The following is a 14,706-nucleotide window of genomic DNA, read 5'->3' as shown; positions in this document are numbered from 1 at the left end:
TCTTATACCCCTTATATGTTGTTTCATTCATCATATGCCGCCGGACCCCGAAGTGATTGTACAAACAAAAAAGAGCAGCTTAAAAGCTGCTCTACAAAAATTCTTTAATATCGTATATCCGTCCGTTTTCCGGCTCGCCCGCGATCAGTGAGTGAATGACGCCGGCGATGTATTCAGGACTTCTGAGGTTTTTCGTTTCTTTCAGATTGCGGAACCGTTCGATGTCATGGAAATCTTCTTTTGACGAAGAACGGATGACAGCCTGCATGTCTGTATCCATCACTCCCGGCGAGAATGAGATCATGCGGACCGGCAGCTCTTCATCTTCCTGTTCAAACCCGAATGTTCTCGTAAACATATCAAGCCCCGCTTTTGAGCTGCAATACGCGCTCCAGCCTTTATAAGGATTTTTCGCCGCGCCCGATGTGATGTTGACAATTGTTTTGCTGCCGCTGAACGCTTCGAAACGCTTTGTGAACATTTGGCTGAGCAAAACGGGCGCCGTCAGATTAAGGGTGTAATGGCGGTTTAATTCTTCGGCGGAAGCCTCTTTCGCCCGCTTGATCGGTTCCACCATTCCGGCATTGTTGATCAATGTGACGGCAGAGTACCCCTTCTCCTCTGCTTGATCAAGAATCGCCTTCATCTGCCGCCCGGTATCTGCCAGATCGGTTAAATCAACACTGTATTCTGTCAGCCCCTCGCGCTTTTCCCCGCTTATCGTTCTTGAAAGCGCGGCGACTTCGGCTCCTTCTTGAAGCGCCTGTTCCGTAAGCGCCCGGCCCAAGCCTTTTGACGCGCCTGTTATAAGAAAAAACTGCATGAAACTCCTCCTTTTTTTCTTATTTTACGGGCTGTCTTCCCGCAAACACAAGCGATTCGTTTACCGCTTTGCCTTTTCCTGCGCCGTGACTTTCGGGATCAGATAGATCATCGCCGCAATCCCGAGGAGGATCAAGACGGCATAAATGACAGGCAGCAGATAAGAAGTCTTTTTCTCTTCCGTTTCCATATCTGCCGAGGTACGCCGCACCGCAGGCTCGGCAAATGTGATACCCAGTTTTTTCGATTGCGCTTTGATCGTATTCGGCTCTGTGTCTGACGATGTAAACAACTTTGATATCAGTTTGTCATCCGGGTTTTCGGCCGGCTGATCAAAGGTAATATCCTTCTGTTCTTTCGGAAGCGCCGTTTTTTCCTCGGAGTAGGCATCGTCGTGCAGGTAATCCGTACGAATTTCAATGTCTTTCTTTTCATATTCATTCGGCTTGACATCAGTATTTTCCTCATTCGCGGCTGCGGCTTGGGGAAGGAGGAGGAAAAAGGAGAGAGCAAACAGCAGCAATCCTTTTTCCATGAACGTGTTACGCCTCATAAGACTGATCACTTTCCTCCGTTTTTTCCGCAAACAGCCGAATGACGAGCGGAAGCGCCGCCGCAATCAGCGTAATGATCGCAAGAACCGTTACCCCCATCGCAAACAGATGGCCCGTTCCGTATTGAATATCGATATAGACTTTCGAAACCGGACTGTCAAAGGTGAAGTTCGGCATAATCAGGTCGATCAAAGGCGCCACATAAAAGAGAATGAGCGCTGATGATGCGATCCATCCGGTAATCGAGCCGAAGACAAAGGCTGCCCGGATAAAAGCTGAACTCGCCGCAAGCAAGAGAATCGTAAAGACTGACCATTTAATCGTCTGATCGTCCGGAAGCGAGTAGATATTCAGACCGAACAGACTGATCATCAATCCGACCATAATGTTTAAAATCCCAAAGAGCGCGCCTTTGACAAGAAGCGGCGCCTGCTGATAATACGAGCTGAAATAGCCGATCAGAAGACTGCTGATCAGGATGATCACCAAAATGACGACCGGCGGAACATTCTGAACCCGGTCTTCCGGCACCTCTCCGCTGATTTTAAGCGGGTTGGCGAGATAATCGTAAACGTAGCCGTTTTCCTGTCCGTCAACGAGCGCGTTCCCTAAAATGCCGTACACGTCATTTCTGATCAATTTCGTGGAATCGACGTTTTTGCCCCAGTTGCTGTTCAGGGTGTCCGCTTTATGCTGGACGTCATTTACGCTTTGCTGCATATTGTCGGTATAGCTGATGATGCCGGACTGGCGTTCTGACAGATGGCCCATCGTGTCAGACATTTGCAGGACTTCGCGGCCGACGGTATCCTGAGCGCCGAGCGCCATCGTTCCGGTTAATCCGTCTCCGCTGAACGCGGCCGCTTCCTGCACGGCGCCTTCAGCCAGCTGATCGGATGCTTTCGCCGCGCTGTCTGAAATGCTGGCGAGCTCATCGAGCACTCCGGCTTGTTCATCTCTGATATACGAGCTGTAGTTATCCGAGAATTCGGTCATGCCTTTAATGAAATTGCTGATGTCTTCATCTGTCTGCATTTTGTTGTTTTTTAGATTTTCCCAGCTTGCCGTTTCCACCGGTTTGATGGCGAGAACGGTTTGGACTTCGCCTTGCTTGCCGGTAATTGCTTTACTTTTAGCTTCACTATCAACCGTACCAAATAGAGTAGAATCATATGCAGATAAATATCTGTAATAATTCAGTAAATCATTGATATTCAATGTATTGATGTCTTTCACAAATTGCAATTGGTCTTTATTTTCCAACCTTATAATGGCTTCCTTTATGCCATCAAAATCCTCTTTCCTTTTTGCCTTTAGCGTCTTTAAATCTTTATTAAGATCTTTTACTTGATTAATCAGTTCCTCAATTTGACTATTGAGTTTATCTATCTGTATTTGAATTTCTTTAAGCTTGTTTTCCAACTTTTCGTTATGCGTATTTTCTTTTTCTCTCAGTTCCTCTTCAATTTGTTGAATACGTTGTGAGACCTGAATAAGCTGCTCTTTAGCTCTTTTAATATCTGAATCCTCTGCAGGCTGTTCATTATTTTTGTCTTCAGTTTCACTCTCATTAGACGGTTTGGCCAACTCAATTGATTGAGAAGATACAGTTTTTTCAGCATCCGAGCTATCTATATGCTCCTTTTCAGTATCTTCGGGATGCTCCTGAGTTTGATCATCTGACTGACCATCTCCATTTTGTCCGTCACCATCAGTTTGATTTCCAGAGTTTGTTTCTTCCTCTTCATCTTCTTTAGGAGTATCCGGATCGGCCTCTTCTTTAAGGGTATCCGAAATGTTTTTAACTTGCGCCGCAATTTCTTTTAACTCATCACGCTGGTCTTGTAATTCTAATTTAAGATTATCTTTATCTTCTTGATCCTGATCTTTATTATTATCTTGATCTTTATTATTATCCTCAGGACTTTCCGTCTCAGGCCTTTCTGCAACAGTTAATTTTTCACGAGCCGGTATTAATTCCATAAGAAGGCTGTTTAATTTATTTAGTTTAGCCTCGTTTTGGTAGTCATTAATTAAGTTGCTTTGTATAAGACCCATCCCGCGTTCCTGATCAGGAACCTGCGCTTCTCTCACCTGTTGGGCGGCAAAAAGAGCCGATCCCGTCTGGTCAAGCTGTGTCTGCGCCCGGTTTATGCCGGAGGACAGCCCGCTCATCATCGTGCTGAACTGGTTGGCGGCCTGCTGTGCTTTAATGGCATTCAGCCCGGTTGTGATTTGCTTTTGATTTTGTTCCTGCGCGGCCATCAGCAGTTTTTTCTGATTTTCTTGATATTGTTTATAGCGCTCGACCGTATCGGCAAAGTCTTTGAGCGTGGTTTTGGCTTCATCTGCCGAGGTCAATTTTTCTTTTGCCGCGCCCTGCGCTTCATTCATTGATTTTTTCAGTTCGTCAATCAGGTCTTTTTGCCGCTTTATTTCACCTGCCAAGTCATTGGAGCTCGGCTTGTAAAAGTTGTACATGACGTTTTGAAACTCTGATTCTTTATTGACGATCTTGTCAAAATCGCCTCGGACATTGTTCACTTTTTGCGAGACGAAATTCCAATATAATGCCGACATTTTTTTATTCATTGATTTTTGGGCGTCTTCTAGCTCACGCTGCACCTTTTCTTTGTTGACGGCGTTCAGGTTGCTTTGAATATTGAATGTCAGCGTGGCTTTTTGCGGACGCTCCTTGTCATAGCTTAAGATATCTTTTGAAAAATCGGATGGAATGTAAACGACGGCGTCATACTTCTTAGCCGCCAGACCGTTTTCAGCCGCGCTCCTGTTGACAACCGTCCATGAATAATCCGGACGGCCGCCGAGAGCGGCCGCTACTTCTTTGCCGAAATGGACGGATTCCTCTTCCTCATTTTCATCTGTTTGTAAGCCCATGTCTTCATTCACGACTGCGATTTGGCGGGTGGCGTTGATTTTTTGTTTTCCCGGGTCATCGCCGATAAACCGGAAAAACAGCACCGGCAGCAGCAGAATGATGACGACCGCGGCTATTAATTTGATCAGGCTTTTTCGTTGTTCAGTCATCTGACGGCCTCCCTTTCCGCTGAACATAAAGGTATTTGGATTTTTTGCTCCTTCCCGTTTTCAACCAAATAGCCGAAGCCCGGCTGAATGTCCGGTTCCTGCCTTTGGTAAGGCAGCGGAATGACATTTTGTTCGGATTTTTTCACAAGCAGCATCGCGTGGCGGATCTGTTTCATTTCCGTCGTTAAGGAATCATAGCCTTTTGAGAATTCGCTGTGATTGCCCGCCGGGATAAAACTGAAGCCCACATGCGCGTAAGATTTCATAAACATCGCCAGTTTGTCTTGAATGGCGGTGTCGATCGTCTGCTGGAATCTTGTAATGCCGTCGGCCATTAACACGACCGGAGAGAAACTGAGTTTGTGCACATCGCCATTTTTGACGGCCTGCGCATACTGAGCTTCGCGCTCCGTGAAAATAGCTTCTGCCGTTTCGATCCACTGCCGGACGTCTTCTTTTGTGTCCAGATAGCTGACCTTTGTTTCCTGCGCATACTGCGACAGTCCGCGGTCAATCGAGTCAAACAGCCCGACCCGTTCCGTACCTTCACGCAGCAGGTGATTCAGCATCATTTTCAGGATGTTTGTTTTTCCACGCTGTGTCTGGCCTAAGATAAGGCAATGCTTATTTTTGCCCAGATCAAAGTACACAGGGCTGACCTTTTCCTCATGAAGCCCGACAGGAATGCGGAACGGTTCTTGATCCGGGCCGAGACGGAGTGAAAATTCGCCGGCCGTCAGCCTATCCGGAAGCATCGGAATCGGGTCTGGGCCGGCTGTTCCGGCGTGGCGCTCAGCTAATGCTTTGACATCGGCTTTCAGCGCCTGAAACATCTCGAGGTCATTTTCCGCTTCAGCCGGAAGAAACATTTGCGCGAAATACAGTTCTTCTTTTTGGATCATCACGCGGCCCGGGATCGGTTCGAGACTGAACGGCGGACGCCCGTAAATGGAGTATCCTTCTGACTGATCCATTAAATAATGGACGACTTTCGTTTTTATGTTGTTTAACAGCGACTGGCGGACGGCGTTTACCCTCGTTGCGGTCAGCAGGAAGTAAATGCCTAAGCTTTGCCCGTCGCGTGAAATCTGGATAAATTCCGTTTCTAATTCATGCATTTCATCTTTGACGATGTCGAAATTGTCAATTGTGATAAATATAAACGGCAGCTCTTCTTCACTGAGCGAATTGTACATTTTGATATGGCTGACTTCTTTTTCTCTGAACAGCCGTTTCCGCCGCTCGATTTCTTCCTTGATGCGGATCATGAATTTTTCGATCTTTCTCATTTGATCCATTAAGAAATAGTCTGCGGTGTGCGGAAGCTTTGCCAATGGCAGAAGCGTGCCGTTTCCGAAATCAAAGATGTACATATGAAGCTCTTCCGGCGTGTATCCTTCCGCGAAGTTCATCAGGAAGGTGATGGCAGCCACTGACTTGCCGTAGCCGGATGAGCCGAAAATGCCAATGTTGCCGTCATCCATCATCGTATAAGCGAGAGGCGCCTGTCTTTGCTGATCAGGCTCATCAACGCAGGCGATGAAGAACCGGTCTTTTTCCTGCGCAGGGTAAAGCGTGCGCGGGATACGTTCGGCAAGCGGCGGAAGCCACGGGCTCGGCAGCTTTTCAATGCCCATTTCATTTTGAATCCGCTCGATTTCTTCGACTACGGCCTCTATTTCTGCCGGGGCATCTTTTTTCGCCGCATCATCCGCATCCACCTCAGACAGCGGAATTAAGCCTGTGTCGGTAACGATGGCAATGTCATCCTCGGTGCCGTATACATCTTCCATGTAAGGGGCGCCGCTCCAGGCAGACTGGAACTGCTCATACACTTCGTTATTTCCGACTTGCAAGTAGCCGCGTCCGGTGACCGTAATATTCGCCGCATCACTGTTTTTCAGGATTTCTTTACTGTCACTTGCATCCTGCACTTTCAGCGCGACCTTAAAGCGTGAGTTGCTCCATATTTGGTCGTCAATGATGCCGCCCGGCTTTTGCGTGGCGAGAATTAAATGCACACCAAGGCTCCGTCCGATGCGGGCCGCGCTGACAAGCTCCCTGATAAAGTCAGGCTCTTCGCTTTTCAGCTCGGCGAATTCATCTGAAATCAAAAACAGGTGCGGCATCGGAATCTCCGTTTCTCCCTGTTTATACAGCTTTGTATAGTCATTGATGTGATTGACGCGATATTGATCAAACAGACGCTGCCGTTTTTTCAGCTCGCTCTTAATGGATGCAAGCGCCCTGATACTGAAGTTTCTGCTTCCTTCAATATTCGTGATGGTTCCGAGAAGGTGCGGCATCTTGCGGAACGGCTGGGCCATTCCTCCGCCCTTATAGTCAATCAGCAAAAACGCCGCTTCATGCGGGTGGAAATGAACGGCCAATGACAGGATGTACGTTTGCAGAAATTCACTTTTCCCGGAGCCGGTCGTTCCCGCCAGCAATCCGTGCGGCCCGTGCGCTTTTTCATGCAGGTTTAAATAGACGATGTCGTCTTTTCCTTTATAGCCGATCGGAACAGCCAGCGATTTTGCAGACTCACTTGTCTCCCACTTCTGCCTGATGCCGATTTCTTTTACTTCCTTCGCATGGAACAGCTCCAGAAATGAGACCGTTTCAGGAATGGAATTCGTCATTCCGACCTGATGGTGCAATGTCCGAAGCGTCCGGGAAAACCGCTCGTTGTTTGTCCGTTCATGCCTGTCCAGCTTAAACGGGATCTGCACCGCTTTTTTCTGCTGAATGAGAATGTCTCCCTCATCTTCATTAATGTAGCGGACGAGGGTATGAATGTTTTCCGCCAGGCTTTCCTTCGTTTCCGCGGCGATGATTGCCGAGATGCCGAGATGCTCATGCCGGCCTTCGATGTATTCTAAAATGACGTGCTCTGCGATCAGCTGCTGATTTGTGATGACAAAGACAAAATGCGGCTGGAAGATCTTCTTTTCTTTATCTTCTTCCAAATCCCGCTCACGCAGCAGCTCGTAAATGGACGATAACAATTGATCGCGGGTCTGTTCATTGTAAATAAATCCTTTCGCATACATATGAGGCAGCTGAAATTGCGGCATCCACTTCATCCATTCCCATTCCTTATATTCGTCCTCATGAAAGATAAAGACAAATCGCAGGTCATGGTAGCTGTTGAAGAACGCGAGCTGGCCGATCAGCTGATGAATTTCATTTTTGACGATCTGGGGTTTCCCGACAAGCCCCATCGGCCCTTCTTGTAAATCAACGGTCACGGGCGCATGGCGGATATCTTTATACACACGCTGCATGTGCTGCGACTGCTCCATCAAGTCATCCACATCACGGTTCGCCAGGTCTCCGCCGCTCATTGAAATCTCGTAGCTTGCCGGGACCGTGCCCGTTCCGAGCCGAAGCATCAGAAAATCCCTGCTATCCAGCGATTTCTCCCAAATGCGGCCGCTGATTTCAGAAGTTAAATATTTCATTTTTTCAAACGGGGGAAAATGATGCGTCAGCACTTGCAGCTGTTTTTCCGACAGCGTCTGAAGCTCTTTCCGCTTGCTTTCTAAATACTGCTTGTACACACGCTCCCGTTTTTCCTCCCGTTTTTTCCGCTGGTTTTTTTCACGGAAATACTGCACGGTGGAGGTAATGAGAGTCATCATAAACATCGCCAAAGAGACAAGGATGAATATGCCCCTCGGCTGTATAATGGCGACAACCCCCATTACAATCAGCATGACCAAAGGAGGCAGAATGACGAGCCACAGCCCCCGGTTATTCTGTTCGCTTTCCTGCGAGGGAAAGCTGAATGAAACGCGGTCTTCGGGAAGATCGTAGACCATGCGCGGCGTTCTTCGATATTGCGGGTATTTCTTTTTCATTTCGGTGCTTGGTTTTACCGTTTTGGTTAAACCGGTTTGAAGCTTTTCGTGATGAACGACTTCTAAAAGGTCGTCCTCCGTCAGCCTCACACGCAGAAAATTCCACAGCAGCTCATCTCCCGTGCGGAGCCTTTCGGGAGCTTCTGCAAGTTTTCCGTTCACATAAACGTCTTGGCCATCAGGGACGACAGACCAGCATCCTCCCGACTTTCGCAGATAAAAAGCCCCTGTTTGAGCGGAGGACGGCTCTTTGTATATATCCGCTTCCTCTGTTTCTGATGAGAAAACGATCTCATCCTTCCCGCCGATAAAATAAACGGAGGATTCTTCTTTGTCAGGGGTGAGCAGAAGCCGCATCGTCTCTTCTTCAATCCGGCAGGGCATTTCATTTCCTATTGTCAATTCGCCGGCACAGTTATTTCCCAGGAAAACATCATAACGATCTGTTTCTTTTCGATAAAGGGTTGCGGCGTTTTGCCGTAACGGAAGTGTGCCGACCGTGATTGTATCTTTCATATCCGGACCGATCGTAATCGGCTGAGACGGCGGGAGTTCAGACAGCTGAATCTTTTGTACGTGCTCTCGGTAAAAGACCCATAACAGACTCATATGGCGAACCTCCTGACAGCCTGATCGTTACCTGCGGCCATTTGATGTGTGCTGTTATTTTTTTTCATCTTTTTTCTCATCTTTCTTGTCGTTCTCTTTGTTATCTTTTGCTTTGTCTTGTTTGCTTTCATCCTGTCCGGCGGAAGCTTCGGCGGTGTCACCGTTTTCCTCCGCTTCTTTATGCTGCTCCTCCGCCTCTTTTTTCGCCTTCGCAAGCTCGCTTTCCACGGCATCCAGTTCTTTCTGCTTTTCGTCGTCTTTCATACTGTCATCCGCTAATAATTGCTGTTTATATTTTGTAAGTCCGAGCCAGATGTACGGGTTGTACTCAAGATTGCGGCCGATTTTGATGGCTTCTTCATTTTCCCCTCTGCCGATATCAATCCAATAAAGAAAATGCTTCGGGTCTGATTGCAGCGTGACCAGATTCCCGATGTTTTTCCGCTGTTCTTCTCTCAGATTTTCAACTGCCACATAAGAGGAAGCAAGCTCATACTGCACAGATTCCGGGAGGCTTTCCGCATCGTATTTGGCGAGTGTGTCAATGACTTTGCTGTACTGCTGATTTAAAAAATAGCGGTTGCTTTCCGTAATTGCCTCTTGCTTTGGCTGGGCGAAAAACAGAACGTATAAGGAGTAAAGAAGTGTCGGCACAAGGAGGACGGCAAGCGCCAGACCGGCGTATCTTTGGATTTTCCATTTCTTTTTCGGCAGTTTTATGTATGTCTTGTCCCTTTCTTCGAGGGAATCAATTGCGGTTTGAATGGTTTCTTCCAGTTCTTCAATCGTCTCCGCCTCTAGCACGCTTTTCACCTCAGAAGAGAAGTGAAGCGTCTCCTTGTACTTCAAATATTCATCGAAGGTGTACGCCCCGTCAGCTGCAAGCGCCGCACAGGCTTTGAGCTCTTTTAACACCCTTTCTCTATCTTCCTCATAAGGCGGAAGGCTCTCCTTTACGCCGTAATGAAGAAAGTAAGGCGTCAGCGCTTTATCAAACACGATATTTTCAGGGGCGGCAATCAGATTGAGACGTTTCAGCTTATGCTGTTTCACGGCTTGGACGAGACGGTAGGCAAATTGCCACCTGCTTTTTTTATCTTTTCCTTTTATATAGCGGAAAGCCTGATAAGAAGAAGGAGGTTTGATTGTGATGGTTACTTCGTCTTCTGAAACTGAGACCTCTTTTTGAAAAAAAGGATCAGCATCTTTAATCACGTTTGCTTCCAGCCCGTCAAGAAGCTTGATTTTTTCCCGCTGGAAGGTGAACGTGAAGCCTGATTCGGTTTCTTCCCGGACGGCGTCTAATTCTGTTTCTAAATAAGATCTGTTATGACCTGTCATTCCACCATGTCCTTTCATAAAATTTCAAGGCGGTCTCCGTTCGTAATACCGCAGTCAGATAGCTTTTGTTCTCCGGAAAAAACCGTTTCTTTATTGACCACTCTGATCCAATAGCCTTCACGCGGCGGAACGGATACATGCTGAGCCTGCCGGGCAATATCAATGACTTTTTTCACAGAATGGTAATCTGACAATCTGAGATCGAAGACGCTGCCGTTATAATGTGTTAAATCTATTGTAATATCGATATACATATTCATATCACCCTTACATAGAAAGAGCGCCGTCTTCTTGATTGAATCAGGCGCTCCGTTTCTTCATTCATCTTATTATCCGCGAATTTGGTTAGCGATATCTTGGTCAGTAGACTCAAGCGTATTTGCCGTTTGATCGAGCTGATGATTCACATCTTGAAGCAATTCAGACATTTTAATAAATGAAGGTTTCAGCTGCTCATATTGATCTGCAAATGCTTCACTTGAAGCACCTTCCCACATGCCTTTCAAATCAGAAATCATGCGGTTCAGGCGGTCAACCTGATTCATGACTTCCTGACTTTCAACGCCATATTGCTTAGCCATCGCTCTTAGCTCTTCGGGTGTGACACGAATTAATCCAGACATATTCCTTATACCCTCCTGTGTCATCAGCCTAAATATGGGCTAATTCACTTATTTTTTGAACGTCATTATTATAAAAACAACCATTCGGCACAGTCAAACAAATCTGTTTTAATTTTACAAAATGAGTCTTATGATATATTGGATTTTTCGTTACATTTACACATTTTGTAAATATAATAGTATGATTTTCTTATTATTTTCGTTTTCATCGAATGATCTTATTGTCCTAGTCCATTTCCCTGCAAAGATGCCTTTCAGTCTGAAAAGCAAGATGGTAAGATCAAGATATGAAGCTATGAAAAAGTAGGGATACAGATGACCAATCCAAAGGATCCATTTAAGTACAGTTTCGACAGGCTTGAAGATGTTGCCGACCATATCAGTGAAGTTCTTCAATGCCCCATTACAATAGAAGACGTTAATCATAAACTGCTTGCATACAGCACGCACAGCGATTGTACAGATCCGGCCCGGACGTCGACGATTATCGGGCGGAGGGTGCCGGAAAAAGTCATCAACAAACTCTGGAAAGACGGAACCATTCCGGCCCTTTTAAAAACGGACCAGCCGATCAAAGTGAAAGAAATTGACGAGGTGGGCCTGAGCAACCGCGTGGCGATTTCCATCTGGAAAAACAGTCAGGTTCTCGGATTTATTTGGGCGCTTGAGATCAAAAAAAAGCTCAATGACGAAGATCTGAAGACACTTCAGCTGGCAGCCAAAGCGGTGCGGAACAAGCTTTTGCACCTGCAGATCCGCAAAACGAAAATCGAAGAGCGGGGCCAGGAGTTTTTTTGGAAAATGCTGACCGGCCATATTTATCAGGAAGCCGAAATGGCCGAAGGGTTTCATAAGCTCGGAATGGCGCTGCCGTCCGTGTTCAGCGTCATGATCATCCGTTTACATGATGAGCTGACTGAAAAGACGGAACAGCAGCTGCAATATTTGCAGGAAACGACACAGCAGATTCATGTCATGCTGGCGACTGTTGATTCAAATGAATTAATCTTATTAGCCGCGCCGAAAACCGATCAGCCTTTTAAAGATGTAAAGCACTTCGCCCTTCATATTCAAAAACAGCTGAAGGAACGATATAAAATTGAGGATGCGTCGATTGCGGTCGGCGGTATTTACGAATCGATTTCTTATGTTTACCGCTCCTATCAGGAAGCGCTTTCCGTATTAAAAGCGAAAGAGCGGTTTGTGAGAGAAACCAAACACCTTTTCAGCTTTTCGGAACTCGGCATTTATCAGTACCTGGATGTGTTGGATGAAAAACGCAAGCACAGCGGCTATATGAACTATTCCCTCTCAAAGCTTGAGCAGTATGACAGGGAGCACCAAGCCGATATGGTAAAAACGCTCGAACATTTTATTGATGCCGACAGCAACGTTAACACCGCCGCTAAAGCGCTTAACATCCATGTCAATACATTGAATTACAGGCTGAAAAGAATCAGCCAGATCGCAGAAATCGACTTAAAAAATGTGAATGAAAAGTTTACGATTTACCTTGATATCAAACTTCGCAGCATGGGTTCGTGAAATTTCACAAATCCGTGTTTTTTTATTTTCTGTTTCAAACAAAGAATTTTCGCAAAAATCGCGCTACACTTGAAGCATCACACAAACATTGGGGGAAACAGACATGATTATCGGGGTTCCAAAGGAAATCAAAAACAATGAAAATCGAGTGGCATTAACACCTGGAGGCGTTTCACAGCTTATCGGAAACGGCCATCGGGTTCTTGTGGAATCCGGAGCGGGACTCGGAAGCGGCTTTACAAATGAAGATTATGTATCAGCAGGGGCGGAAATTCTGGAGGACAGAAAGCAAGTATGGGATGCGGAAATGGTCATGAAGGTAAAAGAACCGCTGGCTGAAGAGTATGCGTATTTCCGTCAAGGTCTGGTCTTATTCACTTACCTTCATTTAGCTGCAGAGCCGGAATTAGCTAAAGCGCTTACAGAAAAAGGCGTGACAGCTATCGCGTACGAAACGGTAACGGACGGACGTTCCCTTCCGCTGCTTACGCCGATGTCCGAAGTGGCCGGCAGAATGGCCGCGCAAATCGGGGCTCAGTTTCTTGAAAAACCAAAGGGCGGAAAAGGAATTTTATTAGCCGGCGTACCGGGTGTATCCCGCGGAAAAGTCACGATCATCGGAGGGGGCGGCGTCGGAACAAATGCCGCGAAAATGGCTGTCGGACTCGGTGCCGATGTGACAATGATCGATTTGAACGCAGACCGCCTGCGTCAGCTTGATGATATTTTCGGGCATCAGATTAAAACCTTGATGTCAAACCCTGTAAATATTGCAGATTCCGTCGCGGAAGCGGATCTTCTGATCTGCGCCGTGCTCATCCCGGGAGCCAAAGCGCCGACTCTCGTTACGGAAGAGATGGTTAAACAAATGAAACCGGGTTCCGTCATTGTTGATGTTGCCATCGATCAGGGCGGCATTGTGGAAACCGTTGATCATATTACAACCCACGATAATCCGACTTACGAAAAACACGGCGTCGTTCACTACGCTGTCGCCAATATGCCGGGCGCCGTACCGCGTACGTCTACGCTCGCATTAACGAATGTAACCGTTCCTTACGCGCTTCAAATCGCCAATAAAGGCGCGGCACAAGCCATTGCAGACAGCCCTGCGCTTAAAGCGGGCTTAAATACGGCTAACGGACATGTCACGTATGAAGCGGTAGCCAAAGACTTAGGCTATGACTACGTGCCTGCTGAAAAAGCAATGCAAGGTTCGGCTGCAAAAGCTTAATAGATATGAAGAGGACAGCCTGATCAGCGGGCTGTCCTTTTTTTCTTTCTCATCAAAGGAAAAACGGCCCCCTGTCTCGAATATCAATTCATATCCCGGAAGAAAAAGGAGGATTCATATGGCTGTTCAGCACTATGGTGTATTAAAAGGCACTGTGTCAGATATGAAAAGGGAAACAGATGATGATTCTCCGCATTTTCAAGTCGAGGTGCTAGGCGAGCCTGATACGCGCTATCGCTGTGCGATCAATGTCATGTCAAGTTCAAAAGAATCAGAGGTTCTGTATGCGGCACGCGATCATTTTGACGCAAGCGCGATCACCCTGCTGCCCAACATTCCGTATGGATACACCCCAATTGATGAAACCAGCCGTGAGCTGGCGCTGGATTATGTCCGCGGCGGATTGTTTGATCCCCGGAACATGGTGCCCCTCCCGCATGAAGTCACCGGTCCGGATAATGACTTAAATGACTTTATTGAGACGTACATGCAAAAAGCGAAATCAGAAAAAGCCACCGTCTATATTTACGGCTCTAAATTCGGGCCGGAGCCGGGCGCTGATAAGATTTTCGGGTTCAAGCCGACAAACGGCATGCATAATATTCATATGAATCAGGGAAACCCAATTGATACACGCTGGAAGAAGGATAACGGAACGTGGCACGACGGAGGTATTTTAATCCAGTTTGCAGACCAGTGGGCCGCGGTCTTTTTGGCTTTTCTGTCTCAGTCATGGTGCACGAATGAAGAAGGCCACCCTTATACATTTTGTGATCATACACAGCTTAACGGCTGATGTCCGCATAAAAAGCCTGCCGAAATAACGGCAGGCTTTTCTTATTACATTTTAGCGGCTTCGGCCTGTTTCAGGCTTTCCGGCCTCATATCACGCCAGTTTGTTTCAATATATTCGAGACAAACTGGGCGGGTTTCATTCGTGAGGCGTATTTCCCAGCCGCCCGGCACATCCAGATAGGCCGGCCACAGTGAGTACTGGCCTTCAGCATTGACGAGCACATGGTATGAGCCGTCTTCCCGTTCAAATGGATTTGTCATATCATCTCTTT

General features: G+C 46.9%; 11 protein-coding genes. 3 read left to right on the top strand and 8 right to left on the bottom strand.

The genetic code is table 11. The annotated features are described in order from the left end of the window. Positions 1 to 91 precede the first annotated feature (91 nt). From NQS30_RS03355 to NQS30_RS03325, 7 genes are all read right to left on the bottom strand, one after another. Positions 92 to 823: a (S)-benzoin forming benzil reductase gene (locus tag NQS30_RS03355; RefSeq protein WP_007408685.1), complete on the bottom strand. Its 732-nt coding sequence runs from the start codon at positions 821 to 823 to the stop codon at positions 92 to 94. A gap of 60 nt (positions 824 to 883) precedes the next feature. Next, positions 884 to 1,357 (bottom strand): type VII secretion protein EssA, encoded by a 474-nt coding sequence (essA, locus tag NQS30_RS03350; RefSeq protein WP_015240487.1) that lies wholly within the window; start codon positions 1,355 to 1,357, stop codon positions 884 to 886. A 7-nt stretch (positions 1,358 to 1,364) separates the two neighbouring features. After that, complete coding sequence (gene esaA / locus NQS30_RS03345) at positions 1,365 to 4,424, bottom strand: type VII secretion protein EsaA (protein ID WP_218791342.1); 3,060 nt, start codon at positions 4,422 to 4,424, stop codon at positions 1,365 to 1,367. Continuing rightward, positions 4,421 to 8,896 carry a type VII secretion protein EssC gene (gene essC / locus NQS30_RS03340; RefSeq protein WP_218791343.1) on the bottom strand — a complete coding sequence of 1,492 codons (4,476 nt, stop codon included), beginning with the start codon at positions 8,894 to 8,896 and terminating at the stop codon, positions 4,421 to 4,423. Before essC ends, esaA begins: the two co-directional genes overlap by 4 nt. 54 nt (positions 8,897 to 8,950) lie before the next feature. Next, a complete protein-coding gene (essB, locus tag NQS30_RS03335; RefSeq protein ID WP_015240490.1) occupies positions 8,951 to 10,237 on the bottom strand; it encodes a type VII secretion protein EssB in 1,287 nt (428 codons plus the stop codon). 14 nt (positions 10,238 to 10,251) lie between these two features. Next, complete coding sequence (yukD, locus tag NQS30_RS03330; protein WP_003152015.1) at positions 10,252 to 10,491, bottom strand: ESX secretion system protein YukD; 240 nt, start codon at positions 10,489 to 10,491, stop codon at positions 10,252 to 10,254. A 75-nt stretch (positions 10,492 to 10,566) separates the two neighbouring features. Then, positions 10,567 to 10,860, bottom strand: coding sequence for a WXG100 family type VII secretion target (locus tag NQS30_RS03325; protein ID WP_003152013.1), 294 nt, complete (start codon positions 10,858 to 10,860; stop codon positions 10,567 to 10,569). Positions 10,861 to 11,175: 315 nt separating this feature from the next. On the opposite strand from NQS30_RS03325, the gene NQS30_RS03320 reads away from it, so the two are divergent. The 3 genes from NQS30_RS03320 (at position 11,176) to NQS30_RS03310 (ending at position 14,435) form a co-directional block, all read left to right on the top strand. After that, the gene (locus tag NQS30_RS03320) at positions 11,176 to 12,405 is read left to right on the top strand and encodes a sporulation transcriptional activator AdeR (protein ID WP_007408691.1); all 1,230 of its coding nucleotides are present in this window, start codon (positions 11,176 to 11,178) and stop codon (positions 12,403 to 12,405) included. 103 nt (positions 12,406 to 12,508) lie between these two features. Next, complete coding sequence (gene ald / locus NQS30_RS03315; RefSeq protein WP_003152011.1) at positions 12,509 to 13,639, top strand: alanine dehydrogenase; 1,131 nt, start codon at positions 12,509 to 12,511, stop codon at positions 13,637 to 13,639. A gap of 118 nt (positions 13,640 to 13,757) precedes the next feature. After that, a complete protein-coding gene (locus NQS30_RS03310; protein WP_007613467.1) occupies positions 13,758 to 14,435 on the top strand; it encodes a YukJ family protein in 678 nt (225 codons plus the stop codon). Positions 14,436 to 14,479: 44 nt separating this feature from the next. Here NQS30_RS03310 and NQS30_RS03305 read toward each other — a convergent pair whose 3' ends face one another. Then, positions 14,480 to 14,695, bottom strand: a complete 216-nt coding sequence (locus tag NQS30_RS03305) for an MbtH family protein (RefSeq protein ID WP_025285196.1) — start codon at positions 14,693 to 14,695, stop codon at positions 14,480 to 14,482. Between the last annotated feature and the right edge of the window lie 11 nt (positions 14,696 to 14,706).

Origin of the sequence: Bacillus sp. B1(2022), assembly GCF_040259625.1 — a bacterium.
Classification (GTDB): Bacteria; Bacillota; Bacilli; order Bacillales; family Bacillaceae; genus Bacillus; species Bacillus velezensis.
The sequence above is the reverse complement of the archived record's forward strand: the minus strand, read 5'-3'. Positions and strand labels throughout refer to the sequence as shown.

Excerpts from the sequence above, each read along its gene's own strand:
- NQS30_RS03355 (WP_007408685.1), bottom strand. The coding sequence starts at position 823 with ATGCAGTTTTTTCTTATAACAGGCGCGTCAAAAGGCTTGGGCCGGGCG.
- essA (WP_015240487.1), bottom strand. The coding sequence starts at position 1,357 with ATGGAAAAAGGATTGCTGCTGTTTGCTCTCTCCTTTTTCCTCCTCCTT.
- esaA (WP_218791342.1), bottom strand. The coding sequence starts at position 4,424 with ATGACTGAACAACGAAAAAGCCTGATCAAATTAATAGCCGCGGTCGTC.
- essC (WP_218791343.1), bottom strand. The coding sequence starts at position 8,896 with ATGAGTCTGTTATGGGTCTTTTACCGAGAGCACGTACAAAAGATTCAG.
- essB (WP_015240490.1), bottom strand. The coding sequence starts at position 10,237 with ATGACAGGTCATAACAGATCTTATTTAGAAACAGAATTAGACGCCGTC.
- yukD (WP_003152015.1), bottom strand. The coding sequence starts at position 10,491 with ATGTATATCGATATTACAATAGATTTAACACATTATAACGGCAGCGTC.
- NQS30_RS03325 (WP_003152013.1), bottom strand. The coding sequence starts at position 10,860 with ATGTCTGGATTAATTCGTGTCACACCCGAAGAGCTAAGAGCGATGGCT.
- NQS30_RS03320 (WP_007408691.1), top strand. The coding sequence starts at position 11,176 with ATGACCAATCCAAAGGATCCATTTAAGTACAGTTTCGACAGGCTTGAA.
- ald (WP_003152011.1), top strand. The coding sequence starts at position 12,509 with ATGATTATCGGGGTTCCAAAGGAAATCAAAAACAATGAAAATCGAGTG.
- NQS30_RS03310 (WP_007613467.1), top strand. The coding sequence starts at position 13,758 with ATGGCTGTTCAGCACTATGGTGTATTAAAAGGCACTGTGTCAGATATG.
- NQS30_RS03305 (WP_025285196.1), bottom strand. The coding sequence starts at position 14,695 with ATGACAAATCCATTTGAACGGGAAGACGGCTCATACCATGTGCTCGTC.